The following is a 16,254-nucleotide window of genomic DNA, read 5'->3' as shown; positions in this document are numbered from 1 at the left end:
CCTAGCCCGGACCTGACGGGCATGGCAATGATTGACCTTACGCCCCGGAAGGATTATGTGACGCGCGGGCTCTGGGACGCCCGCCGCTCGCGAGACGAAAGTCTTACGGTGAAGATCCCCCGGCGCGAAATCGCCGCGACACGCAAAAGACGGAACACCGGTCCAGCCGGCAGTCCCGCGGCAAGGCGAGCCCCGCTGAAAAGCGACTGCCCGGACAAGGATGTTTCCGATGTCTCTCTCATTATCTACCCGCGACCAGGCCAAGGCCCGTGCGCGTGAAATCCGGGCGGACCTGGCCAAGGCCGGAACGCCCATCTCTCATTCCGAAGCCCTTGAATGGGTGGCGAAGGAACTCGGCTATCGCGACTGGAACACGGCCTCGGCCCGCCTGTCGAACATGCCGGAAGTCGTTCTGCAGGTCGGCGATCAGGTGGCCGGGCGCTACCTGAAGCAAGCCTTTGACGGCCGGGTGCTGGCGGTCCGCGAAATGGCGGGCGGCACGGCGTTCGAAGTGACGCTGGAGTTCGATGAACCGGTCGATGTGGTCGAGTTCGACAGCTTCTCCAACTTCCGCCAGCGGATCACGACGACGGTCTCCTCCGGCGGCGTCTCGTTCTCGAAAACGAGCGATGGCGTGCCCCACCTGACGGTGGAGCGCACCTCGATCGGGCTGGTGTGATGGCTGATCCAGCCCGCGCTCGTGCTTCGACTTCGCTCAGCATGAGCGCTTCGGAGGTGCGGCGCGAGAGGGGCTCATCCTGAGCGAAGTCGAAGGATGACGCGGCAGAGTGCCGTGTCTCCCTACGGATAAAGCCGCCCGGTTTCCCAGCCGTCGCCCTTGCGGGTGAAGTGCAAGCGGTCGTGCATGCGGAAGGCCTGGTCCTGCCAGAACTCGATCTCGCTGGGGGTCAGGCGGAAGCCGCCCCAGAATTCGGGACGAGGAATGTCCGGCCCGTCGCCATAAACCTCGGACAGTTCCGCAATGCGCTGTTCGAAGGCGGCGCGGTCGGCCAGCGGGCGCGACTGGTCGGAGGCAATCGCGCTGATCCGGCTCTGCGCGGCGCGGGTGGAGAAGTATTCGTCGGCCTCGGCGTCGGTCACGCGCGCCACCGTGCCGCGGATACGGACCTGACGGCGCAGGCTCTTCCAGTGGAAGCCCATTGCGGCGACCGGGTTTGCGCTGAGCTGCTCGCCCTTGGTGCTTTTGAGGTTGGTGAAGAAGACAAAGCCCGCGGGCGTGACTTCCTTCAGCAGGACGACACGCACATCCGGCATGCCGTCTGCGTCGACCGTGGCGAGCGACATGGCGTTGGAATCGTTCAGTTCCTTGGCGCGGGCTTCGGCCATCCAGTCATTGAACAGGGCAAACGGGTCCGTCACATTCGGGATCAGCGGCTTGCCGGTCGGGTCGGTCGCATATTCTGCGGCGCTGGGGCTCGGGGGAATGATGGCCTTGTCGGTGTTGCTGGTCATGCCGGGAATATCCCTTTGTAGCGGCGTTTTACGGTCTGAATTTGTCGCCGATATAGGCCATCGGGGGCGGAATGCCCACTGTGACACCTACGTATAAGAAACAGGAGCAGGCCGGAATCTGCGGCATCCGCGCAGCACGGCTTGCCCTCGGGCGACAAATTCGCCATGTGGAGGCCATAAATCGTACCCTTGCAAGGAAGGACTCCTCCCGTGAAACAGCCCGTGAAGATTGCCGTAACTGGTGCCGCTGGCCAGATTGGCTACGCCCTCCTCTTCCGTATCGCCGCTGGCGACATGCTCGGACCGGACCAGCCGGTCGACCTTCACCTGCTGGAAATCACGCCGGCCCTCGACGCCCTGAAAGGTGTCGTGATGGAGCTGAACGACTGCGCCTTCCCGCTGCTGAACAACATCGTCGCCACCGACAATGCCGATGAGGCCTTCAAGGATGTCGACTTCGCCTACCTCGTCGGCGCCATGCCGCGGAAACAGGGCATGGAACGCAAGGACCTCCTGTCCGCCAATGGCGGCATCTTCGGACCGCAGGGCAAGGCCATCAACGACAACGCCAAGCGCGACGTCAAAGTGCTGGTCGTCGGCAACCCGGCCAACACCAACGCCCTGATCGCCCAGAGCGCCGCGCCGGACCTCGACCCGAAATGCTTCACCGCCATGGTGCGCCTGGACCACAACCGCGCCATGAGCCAGCTGGCCGAGAAGACCGGCACGCACAACACCGACGTGAAGAAGGTCATCATCTGGGGCAACCACTCGGCCACCCAGTATCCGGACCTGCACCACACGACCGTCGCTGGCGCCCCGGCGCTCTCGAAAGTCGATCAGGCCTGGTATTCTGACACCTTCATTCCGGACGTGCAGCAGCGCGGCGCGGCGATCATCAAGGCCCGCGGCGCTTCGTCGGCCGCATCGGCTGCCTCGGCTGCTATCGACCACATGCGCGACTGGGCCCTCGGCACGCCGGAAGGCGAATGGGTGTCCATGGGCATCCCGGCCGACGGCTCCTACGGCATCGAACCGGGCGTCATCTACGGCTATCCGGTGACCTGCAAGGACGGCAAGTACGAGATCGTCCAGGGCCTCGACATCAACGAGTTCTCGCGCGCCCGCATGGACGCCACCGAGAAAGAACTGCGTGAAGAACGCGAAGCCGTGGCCGACCTGCTGGGCTAAGCCCGGCACACAGGCCGTAACTACAGGGCAGTCATGTCGCACAACACGTTCGGCCACCTCTTCCGCGTAACGACCTGGGGCGAAAGCCACGGGCCGGCGCTGGGGTGCGTGGTCGATGGCTGCCCGCCCGGCCTGCCGCTGGATGAAGCCTTCATCCAGCAATTCCTGGACAAACGCCGCCCCGGCACCTCGCGCTTCGTCACGCAGCGCCAGGAGCCGGATGCGGTGAAAATCCTCTCCGGCGTGTTCGAGGATGACCGCACAGGTGGCCCCGTCACCACCGGCACGCCGATCTCGCTGATGATCGAGAACACCGACCAGCGCTCAAAAGACTATGGCGAAATCCGCGACCGCTACCGTCCCGGCCATGCCGATTATCCCTATGACGCCAAATATGGCGTGCGGGACTATCGCGGCGGGGGCCGGTCCTCTGCCCGTGAGACCGCAGCCCGGGTCGCCGCCGGCGCTGTGGCCCGGCGCACGCTGGGAGACGGCATCGTGATCCGCGGCGCCGTGGTGCAGATCGGCCCGCATGCCATCAATCGCGCGGGCTGGAACTGGGATATTGTCGAGGACAACCCGTTCTGGTGCCCGGACGCCGACATGGTGCCCAAATGGGAAGAATTCCTGGACGCCACCCGCAAGGCGGGCAGCTCCACCGGCGCCATCGTGGAAGTGCAGGCCAGCGGCGTGCCTGCCGGCTGGGGTGCGCCCATCTATGGCAAACTGGACGGAGAGCTCGCCGGCGCGATGATGAGCATCAATGCCGTCAAAGGCGTTGAAGTGGGCGCAGGCTTTGGCGCTGCCAGCCTCTCCGGCGAAGAGAATGCCGACCAGATGCGCGCGGGCAATGACGGCCCCCTCTTCCTGTCGAACAATAATGGCGGTGTGGCCGGGGGCATCTCCACCGGGCAGGACCTGATCGTTCGCATTGCCATCAAGCCGACCTCTTCGATCCTGAACGAAGTCCAGTCCGTCACCCGCGACGGCGAGAATGTGGACGTGCGCACCAAGGGCCGCCACGACCCCTGCGTCGGCATCCGCGCCGTGCCCGTGGCCGAGGCCATGATGGCCTGCGTGCTGGCGGACCAGAAACTGCGCCACCGCGGCCAGACTGGAAACTGAACTCCAAAACAAAAAAAGCCCCCGGCACCGAAGCACCGGGGGCAGTGTATTCCCGTTGGAGAGGTGGGAAGCTTAGAATTTCATGACGCCGCCGACAGAGATGACGTCGGCATCGGTGTCGTCGCCTTCATAGCGGGTGACATCGGCGCGCAGGCCAAAACGGTCGGTCAGGAAGACCTTGCCGCCAACGCCATAAGCCAGGCCGTCATCTTCGCCTGACGCGCTGCCCAGACCCGGGACGTCAACATTGTAGTCATTGGTGGCGTAACCGGCGCGGGCGAACAGGTCGACGCGCTCGGCAACCGGCATCTGGACCACACCGAATGCGGCGAGCGAATTGTCGAGTTCGACTTTTGCCGCGCCGACATTGTCATCGCCGACACCGATCGAGGCTTCGCCTTCCACACCGACATGCGGGGTGAAGAAATAGGTGCCACGTGCGGTGAGAGCGTCGAGGTTGGCGCCATCAGCGTCGAAGTGCGAATAGGCTGCGCCGAGTTCGATATCGCCTTGGGCGAAGGCCGGGGTCGCGACAGCGAGAGCGGCGAGCGAAGCGAGTGCAAGTTTCATTTTCTAACTCCTTTGTCCGCAAGATTGCGTGGCCTTCAACTAGGCCTTCCGCGACCGGAAAGAAGCTTACGAAAACACAATCTACGTACAGTGTGATCCCCCTGTGGCAGCGCCACAACACTTTGTGAAACCTAGGTAATTTACTGAAATTTGAGTGGCAGAAGCGCCGCGCACGCCTATGCCTCATGGCCGCCACAATCCGGTCACGCATCAATCACAGGGCTTAACTGGAAGGGCTTGTCAGGCAGGCCGCCGCCAGGTGGTGACTTTTGTCAGGAAAGCCAGGGTTTCGCGCTCTTTGACAAAGCCCTGCCCGATGGCAGCCGCGTCCACATCCCAGGCGAGATAGGAGTCATAATAAGGCTCATGGAAGCCATGCGGGAAATATTCCAGCACGCCGTCAATGCCGTCATGGTCGCCGAACTGAACGCTGTCGGCCAGCACGAACAGGCCGCCTGGTTTCAGTATACGGAACACCTCTGCCAGGACAGGCGCGCGCACCTCCGGCGGCAATTCGTGGAACAGAAAAATCGAGACCACGATGTCGCGTGACGCATCCGGCAGCGGCATCGCCTCTGCCGCCTCGTGAAAAACCTCAACCTGTGGCCAGGGCGCAAGGCGCCCCCGCGCCGCGTCTGTATAGTTCGGGGACAGATCAAGTCCCGCGGCCTTCAGGCGCGGCCAGACATTCATCACCGTCTTCAGGAACCGGCCATTGCCGCAGGCGACATCCAGAAGGGACACGCCGCGCTGGTCCCGGCCTTTCAGTTCGCGTGCAATCTCCGCCAGCGCCGCCCGGCGCATCGCGTCCGCCGTGCCGGTGAACAGGGCCTCGACCTGCGTGTCGTAAAGCTCTGCACTGTCATCGCTGAACCAGCCGCCGGACTGGTAATGGAAATTCTGGCGGTAGTATTCCGGGTAGCGGTTGGACCCTTCCGGCAATTCCGCCTGCACTTCGGTGCCGTCGCGGGCCTGCCGTCTTCGCTCGACGGCTTCGACATCGGCCTGAAACGCCCGGGCGGATTTCAGGGCGTCGGGAAGGTGAGCGATGCTGACATCGCGCGGCGCCGGATAGAGCCCCGCCTCCACATTCCGCCGGTCCTGCAGGAAAAGGTCGAAATAGGCCTTGCGCAAGCGGGCCATGTCGGGCTTGCCGCGCGTCGGCGAAAACTCCGGATCGTCCGGCCGGTAAAAGCCGGTCGTGCGGGATTTTGCGGCCCGCATCTGGGCCCCGTACCAGGCCGAACGCAGGCCCTGCGCCGCCGCGTAGCGGGCACGTCCTGCAGCAAGAGCGGCACGGTCGAACAATCCCATAGGCTGAATATGTGGTGGGTGCGGGCCGCCGTCCAGCTTTTGGGCAGCCTTCAGGTCCGGTTCAGGTTGGCTTTGCCAGTGTGCAGGTCAGACTGGTGGTCCTGCGGCCACCGGATAAGGAGAATACGAGATGGTGAAGTCTCTTCTGATCGGCGGAATGGCCCTGACGGCCATGGTTGCCGCCCCCCTCGCAGCTTCGGCGCAGTCTTATGGCTATGGCACGCCGTACAATTCCGCGTGCGAGCGCCAGAACAAGGACAACAAGACCGCTGGCACCGTAATCGGGGCCATTGTCGGCGCAGCCGCAGGCGGCGCGATCGGCAACAATGTCGGCGATAATGACAGCCGCTGGCACTATAACCGCTATGATCGGCGTGGCCGCTACGGCCGGTATGGCCGCCGCGGTTATTGGGACAAGGGCAATAATGACGGCGAAGTCGTCGCCGGTGCGCTGCTCGGCGCGATTGTCGGCGGCATGGCCGGCAATGCCATGGCCTCGAACAGCTCAACGCCGTGCCAGGTCGCGACGCCCAACGGCGGCAGCTTCCGGGCCGATTATGGCGCTTACCCGTATATCGCACAGGAATATTCCGGCGGCTCGATCCCGCAGACGACGCAAGGCCTCTATGGCGGACCGCAGGATCTGCGCACCCATCCGGGCGCATCGACGCCCGCTCCGGCCAGCTATCCGGCTTATCCGAACACGCCGCCCCCGCGCGCTGCCGCCCCCGCGCCTGCCCCTGCCCCACAGGTTGAGGAATGCCGCACAGTGTGGCGCGAAGTGACCCTGCCGGACGGCCAGGTGATCCGCGACCCCGCCACGGCCTGTCGTGAAGGCTATAATGGCGAATGGGAAATCGTCGGCGAGAATGACGACGAGCTTTACGGCGGCTACTAGGCCTTCACCGCGTGGAACAGGCGTTCGGCATTGCCGTCGCCGCCAGATATCGGGCTGGCCGTCCAGGCATGGATGGGCCAGCCTTTTTCGGTCATCCAGTCACTGAAGCGCCCGGCGGCCGCATCGGCGGCGGCCAGGTCCGTCACGATGCCGCCCTTGCCGACATGATCGCGGCCGACTTCGAATTGCGGCTTGAACAGGCCAACAAAGTCCGCCCCCGGCGCGGCGAGCGACAGCGGCACGTCCAACAGCTTTTCCAAAGAGATGAAACTCGCATCGCAGACCAGCAGCGTGGGCGGGTCCGGGAACATGTGCGCAGTCAGGCGGCGCGCATCGGTCGCCTCGTAGTTGGTGACGCGGGGCTCCCCCGCGATACGCGGATGCAGCTGGCCGCGCCCGACATCGACGGCGGTGACATGCGCTGCCCCGTTCAGCAGGAGCACCTCGGTAAAACCGCCGGTCGAGGCGCCGATATCGAGGCATGGGCGGCCCGCCGGATCGACGCCGAACGCCTCAAGGCCATGGGCCAGCTTCAGCCCGCCCCGGGAGACATAAGGGTGCGCCGGATCGGCCTCGATCACGGACTCGGCTGAAATCTCCTGCGCGGGCTTGGCGACCCGCGCGCCATCCACGCGCACAAGGCCCGCTTCGATGGCCGCCCGTGCACCGGCGCGGCTTTCGAAGAGGCCAAGTGTCACAAGCAGGCGATCTGCACGATCTTTCATGGAACTGGTCTTCCTGACACACGTTTGAAGCATGCTATAGCAAAGACCCGCAAACAGGAGACTCCCCATGATCAGCCGCATTGCCCTACTCGGATCCGCCATCGCCCTCGGCGCCTGCGCGAGCGTCGCTCAGGCAACGCCGCAGGACGCAGGAAACGAGACACCGCCTGCCACCACTGAAGACGCCGCCCCCGCCATGCCGATGGACATGATGGACCACGAAGGCATGACGGAAGACATGCCCGGCCCGGACGAAGGCGTTTTCCCGAGCATGGGCCACGGCACCGCCGACATGATCGGCCTTGAAGGCGAAAGCATCGGGTCTGCCAACCTGATCGACGGCCCGAACGGGATGCTCATCCGCCTCGAACTGGCCCCCGGCAGCCTCGAACCCGGCTGGCACGGCATTCACCTCCACGCCACCGGCGACTGTTCGGATATCGGCATGTACAAGATGTCCGGCGGCCATGTCGGCAAGATGGAAGGCGGCCACGGCCTGCTGAATCCCAAGGGACCGGAAAATGGCGACCTGCCGAACATCTGGGCCGCTGCCGATGGCTCGGCCGGATATGAAGCCTTCACCACGCTCGACACGCTGGGTGCCCTCGTCGAGGGAGACGGCTCTGCGATCATCATCCACGAAGGCGAAGACGATCACATGACCCAGCCGATCGGCGGGGCCGGCGCCCGCGTCGCCTGCGGCGTGATCAAGTAAGGTCTTCGGTCAACCTGCGGAGCGTGTCGGCGCCCATCTTCGCATGACGGGGATGGTCGTGCCGGCCCGTCTCCAGCAGGAGGACCCCATACATAACGGCCCAGCCACGCGCTCGGGCGAGTGTGGCCTCGCTCATGCCATAGGCGTCGATTGCCGCGCGCCGGGCATCGGCAGATTCGAACAGGCCCCAGATCGAAGCGAGGTCACTCGCCGGATCGCCTGCGCAGATATCCCCCCAATCGATGAACGCGGCGAACTTCCCATTCCGCACAAGGACGTTTCGGGCGTGCACATCGCCCGCTACCCACAGGCGTGGCAGGTCAATCGGCGCGGCAAGCCCCGCGCGCCATGCCTGCCGGATCGCCGATGTAATCGCGTCCGTCTCCTCGGCCAGCACAGCCATGCGCCGCTCTATGTTCTCAAGCCTGTTCCCGAGCGGGCAGCCACGCACCTCGCTGGAAGGGGCCCCGTCAGGAGCTGTCTGGTGCAAGGCTTTCAGGAAACCTGCGAGGACCGGCGCCTCTGACGCATCTGGCGGGGCAAGATCGGCTGTCTCCCCTTCGATCCAGCGCAACACGCTCCAGACATAAGGGTAGCCCTCTCCCGGCACGCCGGTCCGCAGCGGGACCGGCACAGGCAGCGGCAAACGCGGGGCCAGCTCCGGCAGCCAGCGTTGCTCATTGCGCAGCAGCTGGTCCGCCACGTTCCGGCGCGGCAGGCGCAGGACAAGATCTTCGCCCAGGCGCACCATCACATTATCCCACCCCTCCCCGGCGATTTCGAGGGGCAGACCGGCGAGGTCCGGGTGCTGCGCCTGCAGCAGCTTCCGGACCAGCGCAACGGTGATGTCGATTTCGGCGGGTGGTGTTCCTGCGGTCATCTGCGTCTCCCCTTGCGCTGCGGAGCGCTCCGATACACCTTGCGCGCCTGAAAGCCAAAAAAATAGAATCGGAGCGAAACACATGGCACGGATTACGAGACGGGGCGTCTTGCTTGGCGGAGCCGCAATGGGCGCACTGGCCGCCTGCGGCCAGACCGGCACCCAAACAGCGCCTGAGGCGGCCGTCGGCACCTCGGCAACACCGGCCGCGGCACCTGTTGCACCCACCTCTTCCGCACCCGCCGGCTGGATTGACGGCACCGAAATGGCCGCCCGGATCGCAAGCGGAGAAACGACATCGCTCGCGGAAGTGAACGCTGCCATCGCCCGTACCAAGGCCGTCAACGGCCAGCTCAACGCGCTTGCCACAGAAATCTTCGACACCGCCCGCGCCGAAGCCGGCCACACACCTGCCGGCCCGTACCAGGGCGTCCCGACCTTCATCAAGGACCTGCACAACTGGAACGGTGCGCAAACCTGGTATGGCAGCCGTGCCTTCAAGGGCTTTGACCCCGGCAAGGACGATCCGCTGCCAGCCAAATGGCGCGCCGAAGGCGTCGTCGTCCTGGGCAAGTCGACCTCTCCGGAAATGGGCCTGATGGCATCCACGGAAGCCCTGGTGACCGGCGAGACCTGCAACCCATGGGATACGACGCGCATCGTTGGCGGCTCCTCCGGCGGCTCTGCTGCGCTGGTCGCTGCCCGCGTGGTGCCGTTCGCGCATGCCAGCGACGGCGGCGGCTCGATCCGTATTCCTGCGTCGACCTGCGGCGTCTTCGGCCTGAAGCCGTCCCGCGGACAGCTCCCGGCACACGGCCCCGAAGCCCCGCCGGTGGACATTTCGGTCCAGCATGCCGTCACCATTTCCGTGCGCGACTCGATCAACCTGTTCCGCGACACGCAGACCAATGACGGCACCTTTGCCCCGCTGGCGCCGGACCTGAAACCGGTTGGCCGCCGCCTGAAGATCGGTTTCACGACCGATGCCCCGGCTGGCACGCCGGTCGCGCCAGAGACGAAGGCCGCGTTGGAAGACGTTGCCAAACTCTGCACCGATCTCGGTCACGAAGTCGTTGCGTGGAAGCCGCCCTTCTCCGGTCAGGAATTCATCGATCACTTCCTGCTCTACTGGGCGGCCGGGGCGGCTGAATTCGCCCAACAGGCGAGCGACTATTCCGGCAAGCCGGTCGGCCCGGACATTATCGAGCCCTGGACCCTGGGCCTGACCAACATGTTCCTGTCCCGACAGGACGAGATGGACGCGACCGTCGCCTGGCTGAAGAATTTCGAGTCCGTATACGATACCGGGTTCTCCGACATCGACGTGCTGCTGACGCCGACGACCGGCAGCCCGGCCGTCAAACTCGGCGAACAGGCCCCGACGGTCGATTATGAAATCCTGTATGACCGCGTCATCACCTTTGCGGCATTCACCGCGCCGATGAACGTGGCTGGTGCGGCCTCGATGAGCGTGCCGCTGGCATGGACAGATGGCGGCCTGCCGGTCGGTGCGATGTTCTCGGGCAAGCGCGGCGATGACCCGCTCCTGTTCGAACTGGCGCTGGAACTGGAACAGGCCCGTCCGTGGGCCGGAAAAGTACCTCCGGTTTCCGCTTTCTAGATGGAGACAGCTGTGGAGCCCGGAAACAATGAGCCGTTGCTTTTCGGCTTCGGCTTCGACGAGGCCGGGCTCCACACGCCCCTGACCTGGGATGAGGTTCTGGAAGGCGGGCATGCGAAGTACAAGCGCGTCTGGCTCCACCTCGACCGCCAGTCCGCACAGGCGCAGGGCTGGCTGTACCGCAAGAGTGGCCTGGACCGCCTGACCGTGCAGGCCCTGCTGCAGGAGGAGACCCGTCCGCGCGCCGCCCGTCACGGGCACGGCTACCTGATCAATTTGCGCGGCCCCAACCTCAATGAAGGAGCCGATGTCGAAGACCTCGTCACACTCCGCATGTGGGCCGGTGAGGACCTTCTGATCACCCTGCGCGCCCGCCCGGTGCGCTCGGCCACCGATGTCCGCAAGCTGGTGGAGGACGGCGAAATCGACACCTCCACCGGTGCGCTGGTCGCCGGCCTTGCCGACCGGCTGACCGACCGTATGGAAATCGTACTGGACGATTTCGACGACGAAGCCGACCGGTATGAAGACGAATTGCTGGACCCGAAAGCACGTATCGACCGGTCCGTGCTGCCGGAATTCCGGCGGCGGGTCCTGCAGGTGCGCCGCCACATCACGCCACAACGCGAAGCGTTGAATACGCTTGTCCGGGATGGCGCACAGTCCGGCCTGTTCAGCGACCAGGACCTGCTCTTCCTGCGCGAATCCGCAGACCGGATCACGCGGCTCACGGAACTGGTGGAAAACATCCGGGAACGCTCCAGTGTCCTGTATGAAGAAGCGATCCAGAGCAGCACGGAAGAAACCAATCAACGCCTGTTTGTGCTGGCGATCCTGTCGGCCGTCTTCCTCCCGATCAGTTTTGTGACCGGACTTTTTGGCGTCAATCTTGGCGGAATTCCGGGGGCTGGAAATCCCGTTGCCTTCATTACGCTGGTGATCGCCCTGGCCCTTTCCGTTGCTGGAACGCTGGCCCTATTGCGTTGGCAACGCTGGATTTAACCCGCGACGGGTTTCCATTCCCCACACGTTAGAGATTAACCAACGCTTGCGGCTTGTTGGTAAACTGATCCCGTCTGTTTGCCGTATAGCAAGATGGAGGGTGTTAAGGAAATTTGCGCGCGGTGGTTCTTCATGCGACCTGCCGCCCTATATTTGCCATTCGTCCGTGGGAAGGACATCCTGACGTGAACCGCTCGACTATCATCGCCGCAACGATCCTCTTTGTCATCGTAGCCTATTTCGGGCTGCGTAGCGTCATGCGTGGCAGCATCTCTTCTCACAAGGAAGAACCCGTGGCGGAAAGCGTCGCCGACGTGCCATCCGCCGTGATTGAAACACTCAATGCCGAACCGCACATGATGCGGGTCAAGGCCAAGGGCCGGACTGAGCCGGACAAGATCGTGACGGTCAAAGCCGGCACCACCGGCACCGTCGTGTCGACTCCGGCCAAGGAAGGCAGCTTTGTGAGGGCCGGCACACTGCTTTGCGGCCTCGACGTGGAGGCCCGTTCGGCCCGCGTGAAGGAAGCTGAAGCGCAACGCGCATCCGCCGAAGTCAGTTACCAGGCCGCCGCCAGCCTCGCTGAAAAAGGGCTGGGCCCGGTCAACCAGGCCACGGCCGCGAAAGCACAACTCGACGCGGCCGAAGCCGCCGTCAACGCAGCGAAAGTCGAACTGGGCAAGACGCAGATCCGCGCGCCGTTTGACGGGATTTTCGAAACCCGCCTCGCCGAGGCCGGCGATTTCCTTTCGCCCGGCCAAGCCTGCGGCGTGCTGGTGGACATGGATCCGGTGATCATCTCGGTACAGGTCTCCGAAGCGGTCGCCGGGAAACTGAAAGTCGGCATGACCGGTGACGCGCTGCTGGCCGACGGCCGCAGCTTCCCCGCAACGCTGCGCTATGTGGCCCGTACAGCCTCTGAAACGACGCGGACTTTCCTGGTTGAAGCGGCCCTCGACACCGGCGACGCCATCGTCGCGGCCGGGGTCACGTCGCAGCTGGTACTGCCGGTCGGCAATGTTCAGGCCATGAAGATTTCTGCCGGCCTGCTCACCCTGTCAGATGCCGGACAAATGGGCATTCGCTATGTCGACGCGACCGATACGGTCCGCTTCGCCGAGGTCACCGTGATCGACGAAACGCCGAACGGCGCCTGGATCACCGGCCTGCCGGACCAGGCTGACGTCATCGCGCTTGGCCAGGACTATCTGTCGGAAGGTGCCAATGTGAAACCGGTACCCGCTGGCGGGGCACAGCCATGACCAGTATCGTCGACGGCGCCATCGGCCGGGCACGTATGGTGCTCGCCATCCTGATCTGCGCGATCATCGCAGGCGCTGTAACCTATGCCAAACTGCCAAAAGAGGCCGACCCGGACATTCCGATCCCGTTCGTTGTCATCACTGTGCCGCTGGCGGGTGTGACACCGGAAGACGCCGAACGCCTGCTGGTGCGCCCGATCGAACAGGAAATCCAGTCCATCGAAGGCCTGAAAACCTTCAACGGCTACGGCTCCGAAGGCGCCGGCACGCTGCTGCTGGAATTCGAGATCGACGTCGATGTCGATCAGGCCGTCCTTGACGTGAAAGACAAGGTAGACCTCGCCAAGCGCTTCTTCCCGCAGGATGCGCGCGAACCCGTGATCCAGGAATTCAACGCCTCACAATTCCCCGTCATGGTCGTGAACCTTTACGGGGAAGCGCCTGTGCGCGGCTTCAACGACATTGCCGAAAAGCTGCAGGACAAGCTGGAGCGGAACGCCGGCATCCTTGAAGCCCGCATCCAGGGCCAGCGCGAGGATGTGCTGGAGATCGTCATCGATCCGGCCATGCTGGAAACCTACAACATCTCCTATCAGGAGATTTACAATATTGTTTCGTCGAACAACCAGCTGGTCCCGGCCGGGGAAATCGACACCGGCGACGGCAGCTTCGCCGTCAAGGTGCCGGGCCTGATCCGCACCGCCACCGACGCCCTGAACCTGCCGATCAAACGCACGGAAAATGCGGTCGTCAGACTGCAGGACGTTGCCGAAATCCGCCGCACCTACAAGGACGCGACCGGCTTTGCGACCTTCAACGGCAAGCCGGCCATGCTGATCGAAGTCGTCAAACGGTCCGGCGCGAACGTTCTCGACACGGCCAATTTCGTCCGCGAGACAATCGCCGAGGAACAGAAAACCTGGCCTTCGACGGTGCGGGCGACAATCACGTCCGATACATCTGAAGAGATCGGCAACCAGCTTGGACAGCTGCAAAGCTCCATCGTCACAGCCGTTCTTCTGGTGATGATCATCGTGGTTGCGGCCCTCGGCTGGCGCTCTGCCCTGCTGGTCGGAATTTCGATCCCGGCCTCTTTCGTCATGGCCTTCCTGCTGCTCGGCACGTTCGGATTCACGATCAACATGATGGTCATGTTCGGCATGGTTATCGCGGTCGGTATCCTGGTCGATGGTGCCATCGTGGTCACCGAATATGCTGACCGGAAAATGGCCGAAGGGCTGGAACGGAAAGACGCCTATGCCATGGCCGGCAAGCGGATGTTCTGGCCGGTCGTGTCGTCCACGCTCACCACTCTGGCCGCCTTCGTGCCATTCCTTTTCTGGAACTCGATGCCCGGCAAGTTCATGGCCTACCTGCCTCTGACGCTGATCTGTGTTCTGACCGCATCGCTCGTCATGGCGCTGATCTTCCTGCCGGTCCTCGGTTCGGTCATCGGCGCGCGCCCGGCAGGCACCGACGCAGACCTCGCAGCCCTCGCCGCAGACGCGGACCCGGGAAAAGCCACCGGCTGGCTCGGTAACTATGTACGGCTGGTCAAATCCCTGATCGCCCGCCCGTGGATGGTGACCGGCGTCGCCATCGGCTCCGTGATCCTCATTTTCATGTGGTTCGGCTCCACCGCTCACCGGTCCGAATTCTTCCTCGATATCGAACCCGAACAGGCGTTCGTCTTCGTCCAGGCGCAAGGCGCCCTGTCGGCCGAGGAAGAGCAGCAACTGGTCAAGCGCGCCGAACTCGCCATTGCCGATATCGATGGCATCGAATCCATCTCTTCCCGCTCCGGCTCTTCCGGCGGCAGCGGCGGCGTCAGCTTCGACGGCGCCAACGACCAGCCGCTCGATACGATCGGACGTCTGCTGCTGGACCTTGCAACAGCAGACGGCACACATGACGGCCGCAAGACGCTGGAAGCCGTCCGGACACGGCTCCAGCAGGTGCCAGGTCTGCGCTTCCAGATTCAGGCCCGCGAACAGGGGCCGCCCGCCGGCAAGGACCTGCAGGTCGCGCTCCTGTCCGACAACCAGGCAGCGCTCACCGATGCCACGGCTCGCCTGCGTGCCTATGTCGAAAACCGCGGAGACGTGCGCGAGATCGACGATACGCGTCCCCTGCCGGGCATCGAATACCGCCTCGAAGTGGACCGGGCCGAAGCCGGCAAGTACGGCCTCGACGTGGCCCAGATCGGCGCCGCCGTGCAGCTGGTGACAAACGGTATCCTCGTCGGCCGCTACCGGCCGGACGATGCCGATGATGAAGTCGACATCCGCGTGCGCTTCCCTAAAGACAGCCGCAGCGCCTCGGCCATCGACACGCTGCGTGTCTCCACACCGGCCGGCAATGTGCCGCTGAACCTGTTTGTCGATCGTGTGCCCGCCCCGCGCGTCAGCCAGATCGAACGCCTCGACGGCAAGCGCGTCTACTATGTCCGCGGCAACGCCAAGGAACAGGGCGCCGGTGCAGCCATCGTGCAGGATGTCCGCGACTGGGTCGACCAGGCCGGCATTGGCTCGGATGTGGAAGTCCGCTTCGAAGGTGCCGACGAGGATACGCAGGAGGCAAACGAATTCTTCCGCAGCGCCGCCCTGGCCGCGCTGTTCATGATGGCCGTGATCCTCCTGTGGGAATTCAACAATTTCTGGCAGGTCATTCTGACCCTGTCGGCCGTGATCATCTCGACCTCCGGCGTGCTGGTCGGCATTCAGCTGGTGCTGCCTTATGTGTCGATCCTGATGATCGGTACCGGGATCGTTGCCCTGGCGGGGATCGTGGTGAACAACAACATCGTTCTGATCGACACCTATAACAGGCTTCGGAAGGACGGCCGCACCCCGGAAGAGGCCGCGATTGCGACCGCCGCCCAGCGGATCCGTCCGATCCTCCTGACCACAGGCACGACGATTTGCGGCCTGTTGCCGATGGTCTTCGAGATGAGCGTGAATTTCGGTCAGGGCGCCATCAATTTCGGCGGGTCTGAAGCGGAATGGTGGGTGCAGCTGGCCACGGCCGTCGTGTTCGGCCTCGCCTTCTCCACAATCATGATCCTGCTGGTGACGCCGGTCTGGCTGCTGGTGCCGCACCGGACGGGCCTGTGGAGCAGGCGCGTGCTGATACCGGCACTGATCGCGCTGTGGCGTCTCATCGTCCGCGGCTGGCGGTTCGTGGCAAAGTTCATTCCGGGTTTGCGCAATCGCACCCGGCGGAACGACGAAGTCCGCCTGCTCGATAGCCGTGAACCGGCCAACGACAAGACCGATACAGGCAAGTCGGAAACGACCCTGCCCGCAGCGGAATAGTCAGGCGCTCAAACTGAGCGGAAAATGAACGCGGCATTCGGCATGCGTTCGACGCGGGCATGGCAGAACGGGTCTGCAGCGCCGGGCACGCCACGCGTTCCCTCCCTGACGCCCCGCCAGGCTCTCCCCTGACAGGCCCGCCCGGTGCTGCCCTCCTGTTCAGG

14 protein-coding genes are annotated in these 16,254 nt (G+C 64.1%); 9 read left to right on the top strand and 5 right to left on the bottom strand.

The window, feature by feature from the left end; all coding sequences use genetic code 11:
- Window positions 1-229: 229 nt before the first annotated feature.
- The gene (locus tag HAD_RS08280) at window positions 230-679 is read left to right on the top strand and encodes a glyoxalase superfamily protein (protein WP_035571901.1); all 450 of its coding nucleotides are present in this window, start codon (window positions 230-232) and stop codon (window positions 677-679) included.
- 122 nt (window positions 680-801) lie between these two features.
- Here the strand turns inward: HAD_RS08280 and pdxH are convergent, their stop codons facing one another.
- A complete protein-coding gene (pdxH, locus tag HAD_RS08275; protein ID WP_035570460.1) occupies window positions 802-1,473 on the bottom strand; it encodes a pyridoxamine 5'-phosphate oxidase in 672 nt (223 codons plus the stop codon).
- A gap of 210 nt (window positions 1,474-1,683) precedes the next feature.
- On the opposite strand from pdxH, the gene HAD_RS08270 reads away from it, so the two are divergent.
- On the top strand, window positions 1,684-2,664 hold the full coding sequence (locus HAD_RS08270) for a malate dehydrogenase (RefSeq protein WP_035570458.1): 981 nt from the start codon (window positions 1,684-1,686) through the stop codon (window positions 2,662-2,664).
- Between the two features lie 33 nt (window positions 2,665-2,697).
- The gene (aroC, locus tag HAD_RS08265; protein ID WP_035570456.1) at window positions 2,698-3,789 is read left to right on the top strand and encodes a chorismate synthase; all 1,092 of its coding nucleotides are present in this window, start codon (window positions 2,698-2,700) and stop codon (window positions 3,787-3,789) included.
- Between the two features lie 72 nt (window positions 3,790-3,861).
- Here aroC and HAD_RS08260 read toward each other — a convergent pair whose 3' ends face one another.
- Window positions 3,862-4,359, bottom strand: coding sequence for a porin family protein (locus HAD_RS08260; RefSeq protein WP_035570454.1), 498 nt, complete (start codon window positions 4,357-4,359; stop codon window positions 3,862-3,864).
- A gap of 240 nt (window positions 4,360-4,599) precedes the next feature.
- Window positions 4,600-5,673: a class I SAM-dependent methyltransferase gene (locus HAD_RS08255; protein WP_035570452.1), complete on the bottom strand. Its 1,074-nt coding sequence runs from the start codon at window positions 5,671-5,673 to the stop codon at window positions 4,600-4,602.
- 130 nt (window positions 5,674-5,803) lie between these two features.
- Between HAD_RS08255 and HAD_RS08250 the strand changes: the two genes are divergently transcribed.
- Window positions 5,804-6,571, top strand: coding sequence for a glycine zipper domain-containing protein (locus HAD_RS08250; RefSeq protein WP_035570451.1), 768 nt, complete (start codon window positions 5,804-5,806; stop codon window positions 6,569-6,571).
- On the opposite strand, the gene HAD_RS08245 is transcribed toward HAD_RS08250, so the two are convergent.
- Entirely contained in the window at window positions 6,568-7,296 is a 729-nt protein-coding gene (locus HAD_RS08245; protein WP_035570449.1) for a TlyA family RNA methyltransferase, read from the bottom strand. The two genes, HAD_RS08250 and HAD_RS08245, sit on opposite strands and share 4 nt — an antisense overlap.
- A gap of 67 nt (window positions 7,297-7,363) precedes the next feature.
- Between HAD_RS08245 and HAD_RS08240 the strand changes: the two genes are divergently transcribed.
- The gene (locus HAD_RS08240) at window positions 7,364-8,011 is read left to right on the top strand and encodes a superoxide dismutase family protein (protein WP_156942204.1); all 648 of its coding nucleotides are present in this window, start codon (window positions 7,364-7,366) and stop codon (window positions 8,009-8,011) included.
- Here HAD_RS08240 and HAD_RS08235 read toward each other — a convergent pair.
- Window positions 8,004-8,891, bottom strand: coding sequence for an aminoglycoside phosphotransferase family protein (locus HAD_RS08235; protein WP_035570448.1), 888 nt, complete (start codon window positions 8,889-8,891; stop codon window positions 8,004-8,006). The genes HAD_RS08240 and HAD_RS08235 overlap by 8 nt on opposite strands.
- Before the next feature lie 82 nt (window positions 8,892-8,973).
- Here HAD_RS08235 and HAD_RS08230 point away from each other — a divergent pair, with 82 nt between their 5' ends.
- The 4 genes from HAD_RS08230 (at window position 8,974) to HAD_RS08215 (ending at window position 16,090) form a co-directional block, all read left to right on the top strand.
- Window positions 8,974-10,512: an amidase family protein gene (locus HAD_RS08230; RefSeq protein WP_035570447.1), complete on the top strand. Its 1,539-nt coding sequence runs from the start codon at window positions 8,974-8,976 to the stop codon at window positions 10,510-10,512.
- A gap of 12 nt (window positions 10,513-10,524) precedes the next feature.
- Window positions 10,525-11,514 (top strand): zinc transporter ZntB, encoded by a 990-nt coding sequence (locus HAD_RS08225; RefSeq protein WP_162177483.1) that lies wholly within the window; start codon window positions 10,525-10,527, stop codon window positions 11,512-11,514.
- A gap of 185 nt (window positions 11,515-11,699) precedes the next feature.
- A complete protein-coding gene (locus tag HAD_RS08220; protein ID WP_035570446.1) occupies window positions 11,700-12,776 on the top strand; it encodes an efflux RND transporter periplasmic adaptor subunit in 1,077 nt (358 codons plus the stop codon).
- A complete protein-coding gene (locus tag HAD_RS08215) occupies window positions 12,773-16,090 on the top strand; it encodes an efflux RND transporter permease subunit (RefSeq protein ID WP_084331831.1) in 3,318 nt (1,105 codons plus the stop codon). Before HAD_RS08220 ends, HAD_RS08215 begins: the two co-directional genes overlap by 4 nt.
- Window positions 16,091-16,254 lie beyond the last annotated feature (164 nt).

It is taken from the genome of Hyphomonas adhaerens MHS-3, from assembly GCF_000685235.1.
GTDB classification, from domain to species: Bacteria; Pseudomonadota; Alphaproteobacteria; order Caulobacterales; family Hyphomonadaceae; genus Hyphomonas; species Hyphomonas adhaerens.
The sequence above is the reverse complement of the archived record's forward strand: the minus strand, read 5'-3'. Positions and strand labels throughout refer to the sequence as shown.

Bases quoted from the DNA above. Each gene is read 5' to 3' on its own strand.
- HAD_RS08280 (WP_035571901.1), top strand. From the start codon at position 230: ATGTCTCTCTCATTATCTACCCGCGACCAGGCCAAGGCCCGTGCGCGT.
- pdxH (WP_035570460.1), bottom strand. From the start codon at position 1,473: ATGACCAGCAACACCGACAAGGCCATCATTCCCCCGAGCCCCAGCGCC.
- aroC (WP_035570456.1), top strand. From the start codon at position 2,698: ATGTCGCACAACACGTTCGGCCACCTCTTCCGCGTAACGACCTGGGGC.
- HAD_RS08260 (WP_035570454.1), bottom strand. From the start codon at position 4,359: ATGAAACTTGCACTCGCTTCGCTCGCCGCTCTCGCTGTCGCGACCCCG.
- HAD_RS08255 (WP_035570452.1), bottom strand. From the start codon at position 5,673: ATGGGATTGTTCGACCGTGCCGCTCTTGCTGCAGGACGTGCCCGCTAC.
- HAD_RS08250 (WP_035570451.1), top strand. From the start codon at position 5,804: ATGGTGAAGTCTCTTCTGATCGGCGGAATGGCCCTGACGGCCATGGTT.
- HAD_RS08245 (WP_035570449.1), bottom strand. From the start codon at position 7,296: ATGAAAGATCGTGCAGATCGCCTGCTTGTGACACTTGGCCTCTTCGAA.
- HAD_RS08240 (WP_156942204.1), top strand. From the start codon at position 7,364: ATGATCAGCCGCATTGCCCTACTCGGATCCGCCATCGCCCTCGGCGCC.
- HAD_RS08235 (WP_035570448.1), bottom strand. From the start codon at position 8,891: ATGACCGCAGGAACACCACCCGCCGAAATCGACATCACCGTTGCGCTG.
- HAD_RS08230 (WP_035570447.1), top strand. From the start codon at position 8,974: ATGGCACGGATTACGAGACGGGGCGTCTTGCTTGGCGGAGCCGCAATG.
- HAD_RS08215 (WP_084331831.1), top strand. From the start codon at position 12,773: ATGACCAGTATCGTCGACGGCGCCATCGGCCGGGCACGTATGGTGCTC.